General features: G+C 68.1%; 17 protein-coding genes. 6 read left to right on the forward strand and 11 right to left on the reverse strand.

The window, feature by feature from the left end:
* Nucleotides 1-84: 84 nt before the first annotated feature.
* From AC5P8D_RS11665 to baeS, 3 genes are all read right to left on the reverse strand, one after another.
* Nucleotides 85-615: a gamma carbonic anhydrase family protein gene (locus AC5P8D_RS11665; RefSeq protein WP_164191639.1), complete on the reverse strand. Its 531-nt coding sequence runs from the start codon at nucleotides 613-615 to the stop codon at nucleotides 85-87.
* Nucleotides 616-731: 116 nt separating this feature from the next.
* Nucleotides 732-1421, reverse strand: coding sequence for a response regulator (locus AC5P8D_RS11670; protein WP_495203327.1), 690 nt, complete (start codon nucleotides 1419-1421; stop codon nucleotides 732-734).
* Entirely contained in the window at nucleotides 1418-2821 is a 1404-nt protein-coding gene (gene baeS / locus AC5P8D_RS11675; protein WP_495203328.1) for a sensor histidine kinase efflux regulator BaeS, read from the reverse strand. Before baeS ends, AC5P8D_RS11670 begins: the two co-directional genes overlap by 4 nt.
* A 117-nt stretch (nucleotides 2822-2938) precedes the next feature.
* Between baeS and smeA the strand changes: the two genes are divergently transcribed.
* From smeA to smeC, 3 genes are read left to right on the forward strand one after another with little or no spacing between them, the layout of a single operon-like run.
* Nucleotides 2939-4135 carry a multidrug efflux RND transporter periplasmic adaptor subunit SmeA gene (smeA, locus tag AC5P8D_RS11680; RefSeq protein WP_495203329.1) on the forward strand — a complete coding sequence of 399 codons (1197 nt, stop codon included), beginning with the start codon at nucleotides 2939-2941 and terminating at the stop codon, nucleotides 4133-4135.
* 12 nt (nucleotides 4136-4147) lie between these two features.
* Nucleotides 4148-7297: a multidrug efflux RND transporter permease subunit SmeB gene (gene smeB, locus AC5P8D_RS11685; protein ID WP_495203330.1), complete on the forward strand. Its 3150-nt coding sequence runs from the start codon at nucleotides 4148-4150 to the stop codon at nucleotides 7295-7297.
* Complete coding sequence (smeC, locus tag AC5P8D_RS11690) at nucleotides 7294-8709, forward strand: multidrug efflux transporter outer membrane subunit SmeC (protein ID WP_495203331.1); 1416 nt, start codon at nucleotides 7294-7296, stop codon at nucleotides 8707-8709. The genes smeB and smeC overlap by 4 nt, the downstream gene beginning before the upstream one ends.
* Nucleotides 8710-8860: 151 nt before the next feature.
* On the opposite strand, the gene mnmG is transcribed toward smeC, so the two are convergent.
* Both mnmG and AC5P8D_RS11700 read right to left on the reverse strand, forming a co-directional pair.
* On the reverse strand, nucleotides 8861-10750 hold the full coding sequence (gene mnmG, locus AC5P8D_RS11695; protein WP_495203332.1) for a tRNA uridine-5-carboxymethylaminomethyl(34) synthesis enzyme MnmG: 1890 nt from the start codon (nucleotides 10748-10750) through the stop codon (nucleotides 8861-8863).
* Nucleotides 10751-11296: 546 nt separating this feature from the next.
* On the reverse strand, nucleotides 11297-11779 hold the full coding sequence (locus AC5P8D_RS11700) for a hypothetical protein (protein WP_049435791.1): 483 nt from the start codon (nucleotides 11777-11779) through the stop codon (nucleotides 11297-11299).
* Nucleotides 11780-11938: 159 nt separating this feature from the next.
* Here AC5P8D_RS11700 and AC5P8D_RS11705 point away from each other — a divergent pair, with 159 nt between their 5' ends.
* Nucleotides 11939-12901 carry a pyridoxal-phosphate dependent enzyme gene (locus tag AC5P8D_RS11705; protein ID WP_495203333.1) on the forward strand — a complete coding sequence of 321 codons (963 nt, stop codon included), beginning with the start codon at nucleotides 11939-11941 and terminating at the stop codon, nucleotides 12899-12901.
* Nucleotides 12886-13530, forward strand: coding sequence for a YdcF family protein (locus AC5P8D_RS11710; RefSeq protein WP_049480113.1), 645 nt, complete (start codon nucleotides 12886-12888; stop codon nucleotides 13528-13530). Before AC5P8D_RS11705 ends, AC5P8D_RS11710 begins: the two co-directional genes overlap by 16 nt.
* Before the next feature lie 164 nt (nucleotides 13531-13694).
* On the opposite strand, the gene bioC is transcribed toward AC5P8D_RS11710, so the two are convergent.
* The 5 genes from bioC to bioB form a co-directional block, all read right to left on the reverse strand.
* Nucleotides 13695-14579 carry a malonyl-ACP O-methyltransferase BioC gene (gene bioC, locus AC5P8D_RS11715; protein WP_241874704.1) on the reverse strand — a complete coding sequence of 295 codons (885 nt, stop codon included), beginning with the start codon at nucleotides 14577-14579 and terminating at the stop codon, nucleotides 13695-13697.
* A gap of 12 nt (nucleotides 14580-14591) precedes the next feature.
* A complete protein-coding gene (locus AC5P8D_RS11720) occupies nucleotides 14592-15371 on the reverse strand; it encodes an SDR family oxidoreductase (RefSeq protein WP_143994809.1) in 780 nt (259 codons plus the stop codon).
* A 29-nt stretch (nucleotides 15372-15400) separates the two neighbouring features.
* Complete coding sequence (gene bioH, locus AC5P8D_RS11725; RefSeq protein ID WP_495203334.1) at nucleotides 15401-16180, reverse strand: pimeloyl-ACP methyl ester esterase BioH; 780 nt, start codon at nucleotides 16178-16180, stop codon at nucleotides 15401-15403.
* Nucleotides 16181-16197: 17 nt separating this feature from the next.
* A complete protein-coding gene (gene bioF, locus AC5P8D_RS11730; protein ID WP_049454073.1) occupies nucleotides 16198-17421 on the reverse strand; it encodes an 8-amino-7-oxononanoate synthase in 1224 nt (407 codons plus the stop codon).
* Between the two features lie 67 nt (nucleotides 17422-17488).
* Nucleotides 17489-18532, reverse strand: coding sequence for a biotin synthase BioB (gene bioB / locus AC5P8D_RS11735; RefSeq protein ID WP_049412416.1), 1044 nt, complete (start codon nucleotides 18530-18532; stop codon nucleotides 17489-17491).
* A gap of 203 nt (nucleotides 18533-18735) precedes the next feature.
* Here bioB and AC5P8D_RS11740 point away from each other — a divergent pair, with 203 nt between their 5' ends.
* A complete protein-coding gene (locus AC5P8D_RS11740) occupies nucleotides 18736-20079 on the forward strand; it encodes a chloride channel protein (protein WP_329923109.1) in 1344 nt (447 codons plus the stop codon).
* A 7-nt stretch (nucleotides 20080-20086) separates the two neighbouring features.
* On the opposite strand, the gene AC5P8D_RS11745 is transcribed toward AC5P8D_RS11740, so the two are convergent.
* On the reverse strand, nucleotides 20087-20980 hold the full coding sequence (locus AC5P8D_RS11745; RefSeq protein WP_217014530.1) for a LysR family transcriptional regulator: 894 nt from the start codon (nucleotides 20978-20980) through the stop codon (nucleotides 20087-20089).
* Nucleotides 20981-21070: the final 90 nt, after the last annotated feature.

A 21070-nucleotide genomic window follows, 5' to 3' on the forward strand; every position in this document is an offset into this window, starting at 1 on the left:
CCGGCAGGCAGCCACAGGCATGGGGGTCTCGACAGGTCCTGGTCGGGCCCAGACTTTAGCAGAGCCGCATGGCAGCGTCGGGGCTCAGCCCCGGTATTCGTCCTTCAGCCGCACGTAGTGGTCGGCCGAGTAATGCAGCGCCTCGATCTCCTTGTCACTCAGCGTGCGTGCCGGCCGGGCGGGGTTGCCGACCCACAGCTCGCCTTCGCCCACCACCTTGCCCGGGCCGACCACCGCACCGGCGCCGACGAAGCCATGGCGCTCCACGCGGGCGCCGTCGAGGATGCAGGCGCCCATGCCGATCAGGCTGTAATCGCCGATCGTGCAGGCGTGGATGATGCAGCCGTGGCCGACGGTCACGCCTTCGCCGATCAGGGTCGGGTAGCCGGCCTTGTTGTACGGGCTGTGGTGGCTGACATGGATGATGGTGCCGTCCTGCACGTTGGTGCGCGCACCGATGCGCACGTAGTTGACATCGCCGCGGATGACCGTGCCCGGCCACACCGACACGTCGTCGGCCAGCTCCACGTCACCGATGACGGTGCAGGCCGGGTCGATGTACACGCGCTCGCCGAGGACGGGCATCTTGTCGCGGAAGGGGCGCAGCGGGTTCATCGAAGTCTCCGGAAATCAGGGCGTTCGCGACGATGATACCTGCGTGGTGCGTTGTAGAGCCGAGCCCATGCTCGGCTCCCAGCACAGCCGAGCATGGGCTCGGCTCTACAGGGAGCTCAGGGTTCGTAGCTGTAGCCCATGCCATACACCGAACGGATCGGCTCGCCTTCCATGCCGGCGTCGGCCAGCTTGCGGCGCAGGTTGCGCACATGGCTGTCGACGGTGCGGTCGACCACCACGCGATGGTCCAGGTACAAGCGGTCGAGCAGTTCATCGCGTGCCCAGATCCGCCCCGGCGTGGCCAGCAGCGTGCGCAGCAGGCGGTATTCCACCGGGGTCAGGTCCAGGCCCTTGCCGTTCCAGGTGGCACGCGCGGTGGGTTCGTCGATGTGCAGCCCGCTGTTGGCGCGTGCACCCGGGTCCGGGCGATAGCGGCGCAGCACCGCCATTACCCGCGCGACCACTTCGCGCGGGCTGAACGGCTTGCAGATGTAGTCGTCGGCGCCGATCTCCAGGCCCAGCAGGCGATCGATCTCTTCCACCCGCGCGGTGACCATGATGACCGGCACATTGCTGCTGGCGCGCAGTTCGCGGCACAGGTCCACGCCGTCGCGCTGCGGCAGCATCAGGTCCAGCAGCACCAGATCGGGCTGGTAGCGCGCGAACGCGTCGATCACCTGGCCACCGTCATCCACCCACTCACTGGCCATGCCGGCGGCGGCCAGGTAGTCGCGCAGCACCGAGGCCAGGCGTGGCTCGTCCTCGACGATCAGGATCTTCGCGGACGTAGCGGGCGACATGCTCATGCACGCTCCGGCAGGGTGATGACCACGCGCAGCCCGCCCAGTGGCGAGGGCTCGGCGTGGATGTGGCCGTGGTGGGCGAGGATGATGTTGTGGCTGATGGCCAGGCCCAGGCCACTGCCGCCGCTGGCGCGGTTGCGCGAACTTTCCACCCGGTAGAAGCGTTCGAACAGCAGTCCGCATTTGTCGGCCGGCACGCCCGGCGCGGTGTCTTCCACGATCAGCTGCACGCCGGCGGGCACGCGCGCGGCCTGCACGTGCACGCGGCCCCCGGCGTGGGTGTAGCGCAGCGCGTTTTCCAGCAGGTTGGCCAGCACCTGCTGCAGGCGTCGTTCGTCACCGGACACCTGCAACGGTGTGGCCGGCAGGTCTTCTTCCAGCGCCAGGCCTGCATTGGCGAAGCGCACGCGCATGCCGTTGAGCTCGCTGCGCAGCAGCGCCACCAGGTCCAGCGGTGCGAAGCGGTAAGCCAGGCCACCGGACTGGGTCATCGACAGGTCGTGCAGGTCGTCGATCAGCTTGCCCAGCTGGCGGATCTCGCCCTGCAGGCCCACCAGGTTGGCGCGATCCAGCGGACGGATGCCATCTTCGATCGCCTCCAGTTCGGCGCGCACCACCGCCAGCGGCGTACGCAGCTCGTGCGAGATGTCGGCGATGAAGGCGCGGCGGTTGCGCTCGGTATCGTCCAGCGCCTGCGCCATCCGGTTGAAGTCGTTGACCAGTGCGTCCAGCTCATCGTCGCTGGTGCGCTCGATGCGGGTAGCGTAGTCACCGGCCGCCAGCCGGTGCGTGGCCGCGGCCAGCTTGGCCAGGCGCTGGCGCAGCGCCTGCGATACCAGCCAGGCCAGCAGTACCGTCACCAGCAGTAGGGCGATGCCGATCACCCACCAGGCGCGCACCTGGGTGTTGTAGAAATTCAGGTCGTTGGTGGCGATGACGGTCTGGAACGGCACCATGCCCAGCCAACCTACGGTCTGCCCGTCCACCTGCACCGCATGCGGCTCGTCATCGCTGGTGGCGTCGGGGTTGCCGGCCACGAAGTGGTGCTGCGCATCGAACAGGCCCAGACGCGACGGCACGCCGGTCTGGTCGGACAGCGGCGGCACCGGTCCTTCGTGCCGATGGGCCAGATCCGGGCGCAGCAACCGCGCCCAGCGGTCGCCATCACCATGCAGATGTCCCCAGCCACCGTGCTCGCGGTACTCGCGTTGCAGGTGGGGCATCAGCCGCTGCATGCGCAGGTCGCCCTGGTCGTTGAGGTAGTCCAGGAAGCCGGTCTGGAAGGCCACGCGGCTGGCAATACCGTTCACTGCCAGCACCAGCAGGCAGGCGGTGAAGATCGCGAGGAAGGTCTTCGCGGTCAGGCCGAATTTGAGTCGAATCTTCGCCATCGCGGAGGCCATTAGCGGCGCATGCGGCGCCGAAAGCAAGCGCCAGCTGAGCCGGTCGCACAATCTCCATATTCTCTGCACAGTTCCACGGCAGCGTGCACGGGTCAACGCAAGGCCCCCACGCCCCCCATGTCACTCCTGTGCCCGCTGTCCTGTTCCCCGCGTCCCCTGCTGCTGCCCCTGCTGTTGGCCCTGGCGGCCTGTTCGGCGGGCAGGACTGAAGCACCGGCCATGCCCGAAGTGGGCGTCATCACGGCCAGCGCGCAGCCGCTGGCACTACAGCAGACGCTGCCCGGCCGCGCCGTGCCGTTCGAGATCTCCGAGGTACGGCCGCAGATCGGCGGCCTGATCCGCCAGCGGTTGTTCACCGAAGGCCAGCAGGTCAAGGCGGGGCAGCTGCTGTACCAGGTCGATCCGGCGCCATACCAGGCGGCCTTCGATACCGCCCGCGGGCAGCTGGCGCAGGCCGAGGCCACCGTGTTGTCGGCACAGCCGAAGGCCGAGCGCACCCGCGCGCTGGTGAGCATGGATGCGGCCAGCAAGCAGGATGCCGACGACGCCACCTCGGCGCTGAAGCAGGCGCAGGCCAACGTGATTGCCGCGCGCGCTGCATTGCAGGCCGCCCGCATCAATCTCGACTACACCCGGGTGACCGCGCCCATCGACGGTCGCATCGGCACCTCCAGCGTGACCGCTGGTGCGCTGGTCGCGGCCGGGCAGGACGCCGCGCTGACCACCATCCAGCGGCTGGACCCGGTGTACCTGGATGTCACCCAGTCCAGCACGCAGATGCTGGCGCTGCGCAAGCAGCTCGATGCCGGCCTGGTGAAGGCCATCGATGGCAAGGCACAGGTGAAGGTGCTGCTGGAGGACGGCAGCACCTATGCGCACGAAGGCACGCTGGAGTTCATCGGCAGCGCGGTCGATCCGGGTACCGGCAATGTGGTGCTGCGCGCGGTCATTCCGAACCCGGACGGCCTGTTGCTGCCCGGCATGTACCTGAAGGCGGTGCTGCCGATGGCCACCGACGCGCGCGCGCTGCTGGTGCCGCAGAAGGCGGTGACGCGCAACGAACGCGGCGAGCCGCTGCTGCGCCTGCTCGACGCCAAGGATCATGTGGTCGAGCGCCGGGTCAGCACCGGCCAGGTGGTCGGCAACCAGTGGCAGATCACCGATGGTCTCAAGACCGGCGAACGGGTGATCGTCAGCAACGGCAGTGCGGTATCACTGGGCCAGCAGGTGAAGGCGGTGGCGGCCACCACGGCGCAGCTGGCGGCGATGCCGGCGATCGACCCGAACGGCAACACCGACGAAAAGTCGCACTGAGGCCTGCCGCGCATGGTTCGTTTCTTCATCGACCGGCCGATCTTCGCCTGGGTGATCGCCATTGCGGTCAGCCTGCTCGGCCTGCTTGCGATCCTGATCCTGCCGGTGGACCGCTACCCGCAGATCGCCCCGCCCACCATCACCATCCGTGCCACCTACACCGGTGCCTCGTCGCAGACCGTGGAAAATGCGGTCACCCAGGTCATCGAGCAGTCGCAGCAGAGCCTCGATCACCTGATGTACATGACCTCGACCAGTGCCTCCGACGGCTCGGCGCAGGTCAACCTGGTGTTCGCCACCGGCACCAATCCGGACACCGCGCAGGTGCAGGTGCAGAACCAGCTGCAGGCGGCCATGGCCACGCTGCCGCAGGCGGTGCAGCAGAACGGCCTGACCATCACCAAGTCCAGTGGTTCGATCTTCGAGGTGCTGTCGTTCACCAGCGAAGACGGCAGCATGGACAACTTCGATGTCGCCAACTTCATGGAAGCGCGCATCGATGACCAGATCAGCCGCGTCAGCGGTGTCGGCAACATCCAGCCGATCGGCCAGGAGTACGCCATGCGCATCTGGCTGGACCCGGAGAAGATGCGCCAGTACGCGCTGATGCCGTCGGACATCGAGACCGCGCTGCAGGCGCAGAACACCGACGTCTCGGCCGGTGAACTCGGCGGCCAGCCGGCGCTGAAGGGCCAGCAGCTCGACGCCACGGTGACCGCGCGCAGCCGCCTGCACACGCCCGAACAGTTCGCGCAGGTGGTGCTGAAGGCCGACGCCAACGGCAGCGTGGTGCACCTGGGCGACGTGGCGAAGATCGGCCTGGGGCCGGAGAGCTACGACAGCATCAGCACCTTCAACGGCAAGCCGTCTGCGTCGCTGGGTATCGAACTCAATGCCGGTGCCAACGCCATCGCCGTGTCAAAGGCCATCGATGCACGGCTTCAACAGCTGCAGAAGTACTGGCCGCATGGCTACACCGCCCACGTGGCGTTCACCACCACGCCGTTCGTGACCATCTCGCTGAAGGAAGTGGTGATCACCCTGATCGAGGCGATCATCCTGGTGGTGCTGGTGATGTACCTGTTCCTGCAGAACTGGCGCGCCACCCTGATCCCGACCATCGCGGTGCCGGTGGTGCTGCTGGGCACGTTCGGCGTGCTGGCCGCGTTCGGTTGTTCGATCAACACGCTGACCATGTTCGCGCTGGTATTGGCCATCGGCCTGCTGGTGGACGATGCCATCGTGGTGGTGGAGAACGTGGAACGGGTGATGACCTTCGAAGGGCTGGCGCCGAAGCCGGCGACGCTGAAGGCGATGGGCCAGATCACCGGCGCGCTGGTCGGTATCGTGCTGGTGCTGACCGCAGTGTTCCTGCCGATGGCGTTCTTCAGCGGTGTCACCGGCGTGATCTACCGCCAGTTCTCGGTGACGATTGCGGCAGCGATGATCCTGTCGGTGCTGGTGGCGATGACCATCACCCCGGCGCTGTGCGGCAGCATCCTGCACCAGATTCCCAAGGGCGGCCATCCGCACGGCGGCCACGGCGGCGAACCGAGCCTGCTGGGCAAGTTCTTCATCTGGTTCAACCACCGTTTCGAGCGCACCTCCAACGGCCTGCGTCGTCGGGTGGATGGCTTCCTCGGTCGGCGCACGCTCGGCGTAGTGTTCTACCTGGTGCTGAGCGTGGTCACCGGCCTGCTGCTGTGGCACCTGCCCGGCGCGTTCCTGCCCGACGAGGACCAGGGCATGCTCAACGCGCTGGTGAAGCTGCCGGCCGGCGCCACGCTGGAACAGACCCGTGCTGTGATGGATCGCCTCAGTGCCGCCGCAGTAAAAGACGACAGCGTGCTGTCGATCCAGGCCACCGCCGGTTTCAGCGTGACCGGCAGTGGCCAGAACGTCGGCCAGGCCTTCATCCGCCTGAAGGACTGGGATGACCGCAAGGATGACGCCGATACCATCGCCGCGCGGTTGACCAAGGCCATGGCCAGCGTGCCCGATGCGCAGGTGTTCATCACCTCGCCGCCGGCCATCCTCGGCCTGGGTGATGCGGGCGGATTCACCCTGGAACTGCAGGACGAAGGCGGTGCCGGCCATGCCGCCGCCGTGGCCGCGCGCAACACCCTGCTGAAGGAAGCTGCCAAGGATCCGAAGCTGGTCAACGTGCGCTATGCCAGCCTGGAAGATGCACCGGTGTATGCGGTGAAGGTGGACGACGCCAAGGCGCAGGCGATGGGCGTGAATCCGCAGGACATCAATGACACCTTGAACGCGGCGCTGGGCGGCGACTTCGTCAACAACTTCATCTACAAGGGCCGCATCAAGAAGGTGTTCATCCAAGGCACGGCCGAAGCGCGCATGCAGCCGCAGGACATCGAGCGCTGGAGCGTGCGCAACCAGGCTGGGCAGATGGTGCCGCTGTCATCGCTGGTCAGCGCGCACTGGTCCAGCGCACCGGCCGCGCTGCAGCGCTACAACGGCATCTCGGCGATGGAGATCACCGGCCAGCCGGCGCCAGGCGTCAGCTCCGGCGAGGCGATGGCCGAGATCGCGCGCCTGGCCGATACGCTGCCGGAAGGCTTCAGCCACGCGTGGTCGGACATGGCCTACCAGGAACAGCTGTCGGGCAACCAGGCGCCGATGCTGTACGCCATCTCGCTGCTGTTCGTGTTCCTGTGCCTGGCCGCGCTGTATGAAAGCTGGGCGGTGCCGTTCGCGGTGATGCTGGCGGTGCCGGTAGGCGTGTTCGGTGCGGTGCTGATGATGAACCAGCGCGGCCTCAACAACGACGTGTACTTCCAGGTCGGCCTGTTGACCACGATTGGCCTGGCGGCCAAGAACGGCATCCTGATCGTCGAGTTCGCGCGCATCCTCGAACAGCAGGGCAAGAGCACCCGCGAGGCGATCCTGCAGGCGGTCTACCTGCGGTTGCGGCCGATCGTGATGACCTCGCTGGCCTTCCTGATGGGCGTGCTGCCGCTGGTGTTCGCCACCGGCGCCGGTTCGGCCGCGCGCCGTTCGCTGGGTACCGGCGTGGCCGGCGGCACGGTTGCCTCGATGGTGCTGGGCATGTTCTTCGTGCCGTTGTTCTACCTGCTGGTGCGCCGCCTGTTCCCGGGGCGCGCAGCGACTCACGCCACTGCCCAGGAGGCAAGTCCATGAAGCCGATGCTGCTGCGCGTCCTGGCGGCCGCGACGATGACCGCTGTGCTCGGTGGCTGCGTGAGCATGGCGCCGCGTTACCAGCGCCCCGAGGCGCCGGTGCCGGTGCAGTTCGGCAATGCCGCCACTGGCGAGGCTGATCCTGCGCTGGCGATGCCGGCATGGCGTGAGGTGTTCCTCGAACCGCGCCTGCAGCAGGTGATCGCGCTGGCGCTGCAGAACAACCGCGACCTGCGCGTAGCGGTGCTGCAGGTGGAGAAGGAACGCGCGCAGTACCGCATCCAGCGTGCGGCGCTGCTGCCGCCGGTGGATGCCAGCGGCAGCGTCACCCGTTCGCGGGTCAGCGATGCGAACAGTGAAACCGGTGCCACCCAGGTGACCGAATCCGACGCGGTGCAGGTCGGCATCAGCAGCTGGGAGCTGGACCTGTTCGGGCGCATCCGCAGCCTGAAGAACGAGGCCCTGCAGAACTGGTTGGCCAGTGCCGAGAACCAGCGTGCGGCGCGCACCAGCCTGGTCGCCGAAGTGGCGACGGCGTGGCTGGCGCTGGCGGCCGATGGGCAGTCGCTGGCATTCACGCAACAGACCCTGGACAGCCAGCAGCAGACCCTGCAGCGCACCGAGGCCCGCCATGCGCAGGGGCTGGCCTCGGGGCTGGACCTGTCGCAGGTGCAGACCAGCGTGGAAGCCGCGCGCGGCGCGCTGGCCAAGCTGCAGACGCAGCAGGCGCAGGATCGCGATGCATTGCAGCTGTTGGTGGGGGCGCCGCTGGATCCGGCCCTGCTGCCGACCGCGCAGGCGCTGGAGGGCAGCGTGGCACTGGCGCCGTTGCCGGCCGACCTGCCCTCAAGCGTGCTGCTGCAGCGCCCGGACGTGTTGTCCGCCGAACACGCGCTGCAGGCGGCCAATGCCGATATAGGCGCCGCGCGCGCCGCGTTCTTCCCGACGCTGACATTGACTGCCAACTACGGCCACAGCTCCACCGCGTTGTCGACGCTGTTCTCGGCTGGTACCCGTGGCTGGTCGTTCGCGCCCAGTATCACTACTCCGATCTTCCATGCCGGCGCACTGAAGGCGTCGCTGGATGCCTCGAAGATCGGCAAGGACATCGGCATCGCGCAGTACGAGAAGGCGATCCAGCAGGCCTTCAGTGAAGTGGCCGATGCGCTGGCCACGCGTGACCACCTGACCGCACAGATGGACGCGCAGCGCGCGCTGGTGGCCGCCAGCCAGCGCAGCTACACGCTGGCCGACGCGCGTTACCGCACCGGGCTGGATGGCTACCTGCAGTCGCTGGATGCACAGCGCAGCCTGTATGCCGCGCAGCAGGACCTGATCGCGCTGCAGCAGCAGGAAGCGGGCAACCGGGTGACCTTGTTCAAGGTGCTGGGCGGCGGCGCCGACGCACGGTAACGCGATCTGCTCTGGTAGGTGCCGACCTTGGTCGGCACGAATCATCAGATCGCGACACTCCATGCTTCCGTGCCGACCAAGGTCGGCACCCACCAGGGCAGATTCATGTGCCGACCAAGGTCGGCACCCACCAGAAGCGGACGGTCCCGCGTTACGCCACGCGGCCCCGGCGTGCGCGCTCCAGATGCACCAGCAGCAGTGAGATCGCTGCCGGCGTCATGCCCGGAATACGCTGCGCCTGGCCGATGGTCTGCGGGCGTACGCGCTCCAGTTTCTGCAGGGCTTCGGCCGACAGCCCGCGCACCGTCGCGTAATCGAAGGCTTCAGCGATCGGCGTGGCTTCGTGCCGCTGCTGGCGCTCGATTTCCTCGCGCTGGCGGTCCAGGTAGCCGGCGTACTTCACGCCGATCCCCACCTGTTCGGCCACTTTGGCGTCGGCTACCGCCGGGCCCAGCGACGGCACCTGCATCAGCTGCGCGTAGTCCAGCTCCGGGCGCTTGATCAGGTCCAGCACGTTGGTTTCGCGGCTGACCGCCACGCCCAGCGTGTCCTGCACTTCGCGGCCCAGCGCATTGGCCGGGGTTGCCCACAGTGCACCCAGGCGTGCGCGCTCGGCGGCGACGGCGGCCTGCTTGGTCTCGAACGCGTTCCAGCGGCGGTCATCCACCAGGCCCATTTCGCGGCCGGCCGGGGTCAGGCGCTGGTCGGCATTGTCCTCGCGCAACTGCAGGCGGTACTCGGCGCGGCTGGTGAACATGCGGTACGGCTCGTTGGTGCCGTGGGTGATCAGGTCATCCACCAGCACGCCCAGGTACGCCTCGTCGCGACGCGGGCACCAACCGTCCAGCCCGCGCACCTGGCGTGCAGCGTTGAGGCCGGCCAGCAGGCCCTGCGCGGCGGCTTCTTCATAGCCGGTGGTGCCGTTGATCTGGCCGGCGAAGAACAGGCCGTTGACCAGCTTGGTTTCCAGCGAGGCCTTCAGCCCGCGCGGATCGAAGAAGTCGTATTCGATGGCATAACCGGGGCGGGTGATGTGCGCGTTGGCGAAACCGCGGATGCTGCGCACCATCTCCAGCTGCACGTCGAACGGCAGCGAGGTGGAAATACCGTTGGGATAGATCTCGACGATGCCCAGGCCTTCCGGCTCGACGAAGATCTGGTGGCTGGCCTTCTCGGCGAAGCGCACCACCTTGTCTTCGATGGACGGGCAGTAGCGCGGGCCGATGCCCTCGATCTGGCCGCTGTACAGCGGCGAGCGGTGCAGCGCGTCGCGGATGATCTGGTGGGTCTGTTCGGTGGTGTGGGTGATCCAGCAGCTGACCTGCTGCGGATGCTCGTCCACCGAGCCGAGGAAGGACATCACCGGGCGCGGCGTGTCGCCCGGCTGCTCGTCCATCACGCTGTAGTCCAGCGAGCGGCCATCGATGCGCGGCGGCGTGCCGGTCTTCAGGCGGTCGACCTGGAACGGGCGCTCGCGCAGGCGCGCGGCCAGCGTGGTGGCCGGCGGGTCGCCCATGCGGCCGGCGGCATACTGGGTCGGGCCGACATGGATCTTGCCGGCCAGGAAGGTGCCGGCGGTCAGCACCACGGCTTCCGCGTCGAAGCGCAGGCCGGTCTGGGTGATGACCCCGCGCACGGCGTCGCCTTCGATGACCAGGTCATCGACGGCGGCCTGGAACACGGTCAGGTTGGCCTGGCCTTCAACGATGGCGCGGATCGCCATGCGGTACAGGTTGCGGTCGGCCTGGCAGCGGGTGGCGCGCACGGCCGGGCCCTTGGAGGCATTGAGCGTGCGCCACTGGATGCCGGCGCGGTCGGCGGCATGCGCCATCGCACCGCCGAGGGCATCGATTTCCTTGACCAGGTGGCCCTTGCCGATGCCGCCGATGGCCGGGTTGCAGCTCATCGCGCCCACCGTTTCGATGTTGTGGGTCAGCAGCAGGGTGCGCACGCCGGTGCGGGCCGCGGCCAGCGCGGCTTCGGTGCCGGCGTGGCCACCGCCGATGACGATGACGTCGTAACGATGGAAGGACGGGTTCATGGGGGTTGTTCAGCTGGGGGCGGGCGCGGCTGGGGCGGCGCCGGGGTGGCGATTTTAGCGCCATTCGGGGCCGGGGCGTCGGCGTCCACTGGCCGGCGTCGAAATCAGCCCTAAAGTTGGCAGGATTTTTGCAGATAACCCAATAGCACCCACCGTGGCTGGCGCCGTAGGCGCCCGTGACCGGAATTGGAACAGGGGCCGGTACAGGCGCACGGTGGGGGAGCAGAGGGCCGGCAGTCGGGGGACTGTCCGGCCCTGTTTTTTTGGGCTGTCGGGAAGGCGCCATCCACGCATGGCATGGATCTACTGAAGCTGGGGCCTTCGCCGGTCGGCGACCCGACAAAACAGACGGCCCCGCATTGCGGGGCCGTCTGCCTTCAGAGGTGCCGACATCCGACAGGGCCGGAACAGGGGGGATCCAGATGTTCCTGTCGGATATCGACGTAGAGCTTTTTGCGGCGGCCCGTGTCGTTTTTGTCACTTTGTGACGCGGGCCGTCACTGTCCGCGTAGATTGCGGCTTAGACCGTGTGAAATGCAAGACGGTTCAGCGCTCAACTGTGCGCTGCGTCGCACGATCCATGTTGCGCCAGGGGGAACCGTTCATCCTCGGCGCACTCGGTGCCGGTGCCGGACGGGCCTGCGGCGGGGGCGCCGACGGCTGCGCGTTCGACTGCGGCGGACGGCGCATCGAGTCCATGTTCCGCCACGGCGAACCACCGTTGTACGACGGTCGCGACGGCGGCGGACGGTGCTCGCCACCATTGCCCGGGCGCGGCGGCGGGCGATGGTTGTGCGGCGGGCGGTAGATCGGGCGCGAGTAATACGGATTGCCGTAGCCGCCGTAGTAGCCGCCATAGCCACCGTAGTAGGGGCCGTAGTTGTAGGGATAGCCGGCTGGGTAGCGGTACTCCACCGACGGCGCACCGTGGTAGTAGCTGCCGCTGCGGCCGCCGCCGACATAGTCGTAGGTGGTGCAGCCGGTCAGGGCCAGCAGCAGGCCACCGGCAAGCATCAGGCGCATTTTCATGGTGGGTCCCCCCAGAGGACGGGTGTGCAGTCAGCTTCGGGCGCCAGCATTGAATCGGCCCTTAATTCCGCCGGCCAGGATGAATGGAGGCGTAGGGCTGCATGCTGGCATGACCTGTGTCCCGGTCGCCAGCGCGAAGCCATACGTTAATCTTGCGTCATGAGCGATTCACTGTTGCCCCGCGCCGATGACGTCCTGCTTGCTGCGGCGAGGATCGCCCCGCACGCCAGCGTGACGCCGGTGCTGCGCTCGCGCACGCTCGATGCGCTGGCCGGCGCGCAGCTGGCGTTCAAGGCCGAGCACCTGCAGCGCGGTGGCGCATTCAAGTTCCGTGGTGCCTGCAATGCGGTGTGGTCGCTCGATGCCGATCGCGCCAGTGCCGGTGTGGTGACCCATTCCTCCGGCAACCACGGTGCCGCGCTGGCCCTGGCCGCGCGCACCCGTGGCATTCCCTGCCATGTGGTGGTGCCGGAAGGGGCGGTGGCGGCCAAGCTGGCCAACATCGCCCGCCACGGCGCCACGCTCTGGCGCTGCCCGCCGACCATCGCCGACCGTGAGGCCACCTGCGCCAGGGTGCAGGCCGATACCGGCGCGACCCTGGTCCATCCGTATGCGGACCCGGCGGTGATGGCCGGGCAGGGCACGGCGGCCTTGGAACTGCTGCACAGCGACGGTCCGTTCGATGTGCTGGTGGTGCCGGTGGGCGGCGGTGGCCTGGCCAGCGGTACCGCGCTGGCCCTGCAGCACGCCAGTCCGCACACGCGGCTGGTGCTGGCCGAGCCGGCCGGTGCCGATGACACCGCGCGCTCGCTGGCCGCTGGCGTGCGCCAGGGCGCGTTCACCCCGGACACGATCTGCGATGGACTGCGTACCCTGATCGGCGCGCCGAATTTCGAACTGCTGCGCGCGGCCGGTGCCGAGGTGATCGTGGTCGATGACACTGCGACCATGGCCGCAATGCGCCTGCTGTGGGAGGTGCTCAAGCAGGTGGTCGAGCCATCCTCGGCCACCGTACTGGCCGCGGTGCTGGCACAGCCGCAACGTTTTGCCGGCCTGCGCGTGGGCCTGGTGCTGTCCGGCGGCAACGTCGACCTGCCCGCGTTGCGCTGGGGGGCGCCATGAGCCGCGACCGCCATCGGCCTCGCACCGGCCTGCTGGGCTGGCTGTGGCGGCTGTTTGTCCTGCTGGTGATCTGGCTGCTGGGTGTGACTGCCTGGATCGTCTGGGTCGGCGAGCGCGACCAGGCCGCCAAGGCCGATGCCATCATCGTGCTGGGTGCGGCCGCCTATGACGCCAAGCCATCGCCGGTGTTCGAAGAACGTATCCGGCATGGACTGGACCTGTACGAGGCCCAGTACGCGCCGCTGCTGATCTTCACCGGCGGCTATGGCGGCACCGGTGCGCGCTTCTCCGAATCGCAGGTGGCGCGCCGCTACGCGCTCAAGCATGGCGTGCCGGACGATGCGATCCTGATCGAGACCGCTTCGCGCAACACCGTGCAGAACCTGGTCGAAGCCAAGCGACTGATGGACCAGCGCGACCTGCACCGGGTGATCATCGTCAGCGACCCGCTGCACATGGCGCGCGCGCTGCGACTGAGCAAGGCACTGGGCATCGATGCGCTGGCCTCGTCCACGCCCAGCACGCGCTTCCGCAGCTTCCACACCAGCTGGCGTTTCCTGGTGCAGGAGATCTACTTCTTCCACCGCGACCTGGTGCGCCCGCCGCTGAGTTCGCCGGCCAATACCTGAGGCGGAAGCCTGCATTGGGTGGGTGCCGACCTTGGTCGGCACAATCTGTCAGATCGCGATGCCGCCGGCACTGTGCCGACCAAGGTCGGCACCTACCGGAGCGGGTTCCGTGCATGAATCGGTAGTCGCCGACCGTGGTTGGCGCATGACCTGCGGTCGCTCGATCAGGTCTGCTTGCGCCGGATCGGAATCGCCGACACCGGCACCGAGGCCACGTCATGCCCGCCTTCGCGGATTGGTGCGCCGGGGTCCGGTGCCCAGGCATGGGCATAGATCACTTCCCAGCTGCTGGGCAGCTTGCCGTCGGCGCCCCGCATCGGTTCATACGCCGCTGCCGCCGCCGCGAAACGGCTACGCCCGGTCAGTGTGTGGCGGCGGTCCACCCGCGCGTTGGTCGCGCCCATCGCGCGCAGTTCGCGCATCAACGAGGGCAGGTCGTCGTAGGTCAGGGTGAACAGATCGCGGTCCAGCACCGGGTCGCGGAAGCCCGCCATCATCAACGCATCGCCGAACTGGGCGATCTGCGCGAAGCGGCTCACGTGCGGGCGGTCATCGGCGGCCGCGAAGGCTTCGTTGAGTTCGATCAGGGTTTCCGGGCCGAAGGTGGAACACAGCAGCAGGCCACCGGGCTTGAGCACGCGACGGAAGCCTGCGAACACCGCCGGCAGGTCGTCCACCCACTGCAGGCACAGGTTGCTGAAGATCACATCCACGCTGTTGTCCGCCAACGGCAATGCGGCGGCGTCGCCGCACAGGCGCTGGAACGGCTTCCACCAGCCGGCCTGGCGCTTGGCCTGGTCCAGCATCGGCAGCGCCACGTCCAGCGCGATCACCTGCGCCTTCGGCCAGCGCTTCTTCATCAACGCGCTGGCGTGGCCGGTGCCGGCACCGATGTCCAGCACCACCTCGGGCTTGCGTGCCTCCAGGTAGTCCAGCGATTCGATCAGCCGCGACTGCACCTCGCGCTGCAGGGCGGCGGCGGCGTCATAGCTGCTGGCGGCACGCGCGAACGCGCGGCGGACATGGCGGGCATCGAAGTGGGACGGCATTGCGAAAGTCTCTTAGAACGTACCGGGGTAGGCGCCGCCGTCGATCAGCAGGTTCTGTCCGGTGAGGTAACTGGCCTGTGCACTGCACAGGAAGGCGCAGGCGGCGCCGAATTCGTCAGGCGTGCCGAAGCGGCCGGCGGGAATCTGCTGGCGGCGGCGTTCGGCGACTTCGCCGGCATCGCCGTCCTTGCCCGCACTGTGGGCGAAGTTGGCGCGCAGGCGGTCGGTGTCGAACTGGCCGGGCAGCAGGTTGTTGATGGTGACGTTGTGGGCCACCGTGCGGCGGGCCAGGCCGGCGACGAAACCGGTCAGGCCACTGCGCGCGCCGTTGGACAACGCCAGGATGTCGATCGGGGCTTTCACCGCCGACGAGGTGATGTTGACGATGCGGCCGAAGCCGCGCTCGATCATCGCGTCGACGGTGGCGCGGATCAGCGCGATCGGCGCCAGCATGTTGGCGTCCAGCGCGGCAATCCAGTCGTCGCGTTCGAAATTGCGGAAATCACCGGGCGGCGGACCACCGGCATTGTTGACCAGGATGTCCACCTGCGGGCAGGCGGCCAGCGCCGCAGTGCGGCCGGCCTCGGTGGTGACGTCGGCGGCGACGGCGCGCACCTCACCGGCACCGGGCAGTGCACGCAGTTCGTCGGCGGCGACCTTCAGTGCAGCCTCGCCACGCGCCACGATCACCACGTTCACGCCCTCGCGTATGAGCGCACGCGCGCAGCCCAGGCCCAGCCCCTTGCTTGCGCCGCAGACCAGTGCCCAGCGGCCGTTGATACCCAGATCCATGCGTCAATCCTGCGGAATTCGGAGGGGGCTCATTGTCCGCCATCGGCCGGTGACAGGCCGGCAACGAAGTGTTGCAGGGCGGCAGCCACTTCGTCGGCATGGCCGAGGAAGGGCGCATGGCCGCCGTGGGCGATGGTCAGCGCCTGCGCACCCGGGGCCAGCGCCGCAGCGGCCTCCATGGCGACCGGTGACACCAGGCGGTCGCGCTGGCCGGCGATCCACAGGCTGGGCTTGCCCAGCGTCGGCAGTGCCCCGCGCAGGTCGGTGCTCTCCAGCAGGCGCAGGCCTTCCAGCAGGGCGCGTTCGGTGGGCGCACCGCGCTCGACCAGGCGCTGGCGCAGGGTGCGCGGTTCCTCGCGGGCATGCGCCGAGCCCATCACGTCCAGCGCGAGGAAGCGTTCCAGCGTGCCGCCGAAGTCGGTCGCCAGCTCACGCCCGAACTGCTCGAATACTGCCGGTTCGACCGCGTGCGGCCAATCCTCGCCACGCACGAAGCGCGGCGTGGCGGCGATCATCGCGAGGCCGCGGACCTTCGGCAGCGTAGCCGCCGCGTGCAATGCGAACAGGCCACCCAGCGACCAGCCGCACCACACCGCCGGCGGTGTGGCCGCGGCAATGGCACTGACCACGAACGGCAGGCGCAGCGGCGTGGTGTCGTCGCGGCTGTGGCCATGGCCGGGCAGGTCGACCAGGTGCAGGGTGAACTGGTCTGCCAGGCGCTGCACCAGCGGCGCGAATACACCGCCCTGCAGGGCCCAGCCGTGGATCAGTACCAGGTCCGGCCCACGGCCGGTGACGTCAATATGCATGGGCAACGACACGGAACTCAGGCAAAAGCGGGCAGCGGCGGTGGCGCGGCTTCACGCACGGCCAGGGTCACGCGATCGCGCGCGCTGGCGATGGCCTCCACCAGGCCACGCACCTGTTCCGGCGTATGCAGCGCGGACAGTGTCACGCGCAGGCGTGCCTTGCCTTCCGGCACCGTCGGCGGGCGGATTGCACCGACCAGCCAGCCGGCCTGTTCCAGCGCCGTGGACATCGCCACGGCGGTGCGGTCATCGCCGAACAGCAGCGGCTGGATCGGTGTTTCCGAAGCCATCAGGTCCAGGCCATGGCGACGCGCTTCAGTGCGGAACAGCGCGATCAGGTCGGTCAGCTTTGTGCGACGCCAGTGGTCGCGGCGCGCCAGGCGCACTGCTTCAAGCGCAGCAGCGGCCATCGCCGGTGGCACGGCGGTGGTGTAGATGTACGGGCGCGCGGTTTCGGCCAGATGCTCGATCAGGTCGTCGCGGCCCAGCACCAGCGCACCGGAACCGCCCAGTGCCTTGCCCAGTGTGACCAGCTGCAGCGGTACGTCGTCCACGCCCAGCCCGGCGGCGGCCACGGCACCACGGCCATCACCGACCACGCCGACACCGTGCGCATCATCCACATAGAACAGCGCCTGCTGCAGGCGTGCCACAAGCGACAATGCACGCAGCGGTGCGATGTCGCCATCCATGCTGAAGACACCATCGGTGGCCAGCATGGCCGCGCCATCGGGCGCGTGCTTGAGCTGACGCATTGCGCCTTCCGGATCCAGGTGCGGATAGCGGCGCAGACGTGCACCGGCCAACCGGGTCGCATCGAGCAGGCTGGCGTGGTTGAGCTTGTCCTGCACGCACACGTCGTTCTCTTCGCTCAGCAGTGCCTGCTGCACCGCCAGATTGGCGGCGAAGCCACTGCCGAACAGCAGCGCACGTGGATAGCCAAGCCACTCGGCCACCTCGCGTTCCAGCGCCTCATGCAAGGCATGATGGCCGCAGACCAGGTGCGAGGCACCGGCGCCAGCGCCTTCGCGTGCGGCGGCATCCTGAAGCGCGTTGACCACGCTGAACTGCTGGGCCAGGCCCAGGTAGTCGTTGCTGCAGAAGCCGGTCAGCCACTGGCCGTCCACTTCCAGGCGCACGCCATCACGACGGGTGACCGTGCGTCGCGGGCGGCGACGGCCTTGGGCATCGCGCAGAGCGCGCTGGGCGTGGAGGCGGGCGGTCAGGTCGGGGCGGGCCATGGTGGCTGAATGCGTCGACGGGGCGGCTAGGGTAGCGCGTTGCCGCGGCGCCTGCTTGCGGCCCGTCTCAGGCCGCGTGAGCGCAGCCACAGCCGGGCGTATCGGCACTGATATCGGCGTGCACGGTACCGCCGTGGTCGTGGCCTTCGGCATCCACCTGCACCGCCATCGGCTGCAACCCCAGCCGAGCGAACAGGGCCAGGTCGCGCTCGCTTTCCGGGTTGCCGGTGGTCAGCAGCTTGTCGCCGTAGAAGATGGAGTTGGCGCCGGCCAGGAAACACAGCGCCTGCAGTTCGTCACTCATCGCCTCGCGCCCGGCCGACAGCCGCACCATCGAGCGCGGCATGGCGATGCGGGCCACCGCGATCATGCGCACGAACTCGAATGGGTCCAGTTCGGCGCTGCCATGCAGCGGCGTACCCGCCACCTGCACCAGCTTGTTGATCGGCACCGAATCCGGATGCGCCGGCAGCGTGGCCAGCGCCAGCAGCAGGCCGACGCGCTGCGCGCGCGTCTCGCCCATGCCGACGATGCCGCCGCAGCAGGTCTTCAGGCCGGCATCGCGCACGTGTTCCAGCGTATCCAGGCGGTCCTGGTACTGGCGCGTGTGGATGATCGAATCGTAGTAGTCCGGCGCGGTGTCGAGGTTGTGGTTGTAGTAGTCCAGGCCGGCGTCCTTCAGCGCACGCGCCTGCTCGCCGCTGAGCATGCCCAGCGTGGCGCAGGTCTCCAGACCCAGTGCCTTCACCCCGGCGATCATCGCCGCGACCTTCGGAATGTCTCGATCCTTCGGCGAACGCCATGCGGCACCCATGCAGAAGCGCGATGCACCGGCGGCCTTGGCCTGGCGTGCCTTGGCCAGCACCGCGTCGGTCTCCATCAGCTTCTGCGCGTTCACCCCGGTGCTGTAGCGCTGCGCCTGCGGGCAGTACGCGCAGTCTTCCGGGCAGCCGCCGGTCTTCACCGACAGCAGCGTGGACACCTGCACCTGCGACGGGTCGAAGTGCTCGCGATGGACCGCTGCGGCGCGGAACAGCAGCTCGGGGAACGGCAGATCGAACAGCGCCTGCAGTTCGTCGTGTTGCCAGTCGTGGCGGATGGCAGCAGCCATGGCGGGACCTTGGGTACGAGTGGAGCGAGGGCGGCAGTGTGGGTGGGTTGATGAACGCTGTCAACCTCAATGTTGTTATTGTGGTTTACGGTTGGCCGCTCCCATCAAGCCTGGCGGAAACGCCGCATTTCACCGCATCCTGCAAGGGCTGCGGCCAAAGTGGCCGCTGCCCAACGGAAGCGCTGGCGCGCAGACTCTTTCCCATGACCGATCTCCATCGCCTCCGCGGCCGCATCACCGCGCTGGTTCTCAGCGAAGCCTGGCGCCGCCGTGCCGCGCTCTGGGGTGGCGCTGTGGCCGTGGCGCTGGTGGCCATCCTGTTCGCCAAGGCCAGCGACGCGGCCTTCCATCTGTTCCAGCGCATCACCTCGCTCTCGCCGTGGTGGGCCCTGCTGCTCACGCCCGGCATCTTCGCGCTGCTGGCCTGGTTGACCTCCGGCGTGCTGAAGCCCACCCGTGGCAGCGGCATTCCGCAGGTCATCGCCGCACTGGACAAGCCGGACGACTCGTTCCGCAGATCCAATCTTTCGCCAGCAGTCTCGGCGGGCAAGCTGTTGCTGACGTCGTTGTCGCTGCTTGGTGGCGCGTCGGTCGGGCGCGAAGGTCCCACGGTGCATGTGGGCGCCAGCCTGATGTACCTGTTCGGCCGCTGGTTCGGCTTCAAGGATCCCCGCGAGCTCTCGCACTTCCTGCTGGCCGGTGGTGCGGCGGGTATCGCGGCGGCGTTCAACACGCCGCTGGCCGGCATCGTCTTCGCCATCGAGGAGCTCAGCGGTCGTTTCGAGCATCGCTTCTCAGGCACCCTGCTGACCGCGGTGATCGTCGGTGGCGTGGTGTCGCTGGGCCTGTTGGGCAACTACACCTACTTCGGCCATGTGAGCGCACGCCTGCCGCTCGGCCAGGGCTGGCTGGCAATCCTGCTGTGCGGCGTGGTGGCGGGCCTGCTGGGAGGCCTGTTCGCGCGTGCGGTGCTGGCCAGTGCGGCGGGCCGCCCGCGCTGGCTCGGGCAACTGCGGCAGCGGCATCCGGTTCTGTTGGCCGCAGGCTGCGGCCTGGTGGTGGTACTGCTCGCCCTGGTCTTCGGTGAAGGCGCGTTCGGCACCGGCTACGAGCAGGCGCGCAGCCTGGTGCAGGGGCAGGCGATGGTCGGCCACGAGTTCGGGTTGATGAAGCTGCTGGCCAACCTCGCATCGTACGTGGCCGGTATTCCCGGCGGCCTGTTCTCGCCGGCGCTGGCGGTCGGCGCGGGACTGGGCCACAACCTGGCGGTGCTGATGCCGGGCGTGGACCCGCGCGCGTTCGTGCTGCTGGGCATGTGTGCGTACCTCACCGGCGTCACTCAGGCGCCACTGACCTCCGCGGTGATCTCGCTGGAGCTGACCGACAGTGGTGATCTGCTGCTGCCGATCCTGGCCACGGTGCTGATCGCGCGTGGCGTGTCCGGGCTGGTCTGCCGGGTGCCGATCTACCGTGGGTTGGCGGAGTTGTTGATGGTGCCCCGTGCGCCAGACGTCGCGGGGGGCACCGATCCTGGAGCGCGGACCTGAGGCAGGCTCATGTGCGCTGCCGCAGCCAGGCCACCAGTGCCGAGAACGCGGGCGATGGCTGGCGTCGGTTCGGGTAGTACAGGTGGTAACCGGCGAAGGGCACGCACCATTTGTCCAGCACGGCCACCAAGCGCCCAGCCGCCAGATGCTCGGTGACCAGTGGTTCGGGAACATAGGCCAGCCCCAGACCGTCAAGCGCGGCGTTGATGACGTGAGTCATGCTGTTGAACACCAGCGGTCCCTCCCCGCGCACGCTGAACTCCTTGCCCTTGTCCTCGAATTCCCAGGCGTAGATCGATCCGTTGGGACGGTGGCGGATGTTGATGCAGCGGTGGCGGGTGATGTCGGCCGGCTTCTTCGGCTTCGGGTGCGCGTCGAAGTATGCAGGTGAGGCCACTACGACCAGCCTCCAGTCCGGACCGACACGAACTGCGATCATGTCCTTGCTCAGCGCCTCACCCAGGCGGATGCCGGCGTCGAAACGCTGCTCGACCACGTTGGTGAACCCGTAGTCCACGTAGAACTCCAGCGTGATGTCCGGGTACGCGGCCAGGAAGCCAGCGAGACGCGGGCGGATGATCATCTCGATCGAATCGTCGGTACAGGAAATCCGCAGTGTTCCGGTCGGGGTGTCGCGCAGTTCGCCCAGTGCCTCGATGCTGGCGCCGATGGCCGCGAAGTGAGGGCCGATGGAGTGCATCAAACGCTCACCGGCCTGGGTGGGCGACACATTGCGGGTGGTGCGGGCCAACAGGCGGATGCCCAGTCGCTCTTCCAGCAGGCGCATCGAATGGCTCAACGCCGAAGGAGTGACGCCGAGGCGCGCAGCTGCCTTGGTAAAGCTCTGTTCCTGCGCGACAACCAGGAAAGCCTGGAGATCATTGGATTTCACGAAGGCCATGGCGCTGCATCGTTCGGAGGCATGGCCGAACCCTAGCACGGACTTGTGAGCACAGTTCAGTAATCCATCAATCGGCAGGTGGATTATCAC

The organism is Stenotrophomonas sp. YJH_SMC_101-4, from assembly GCF_059370395.1.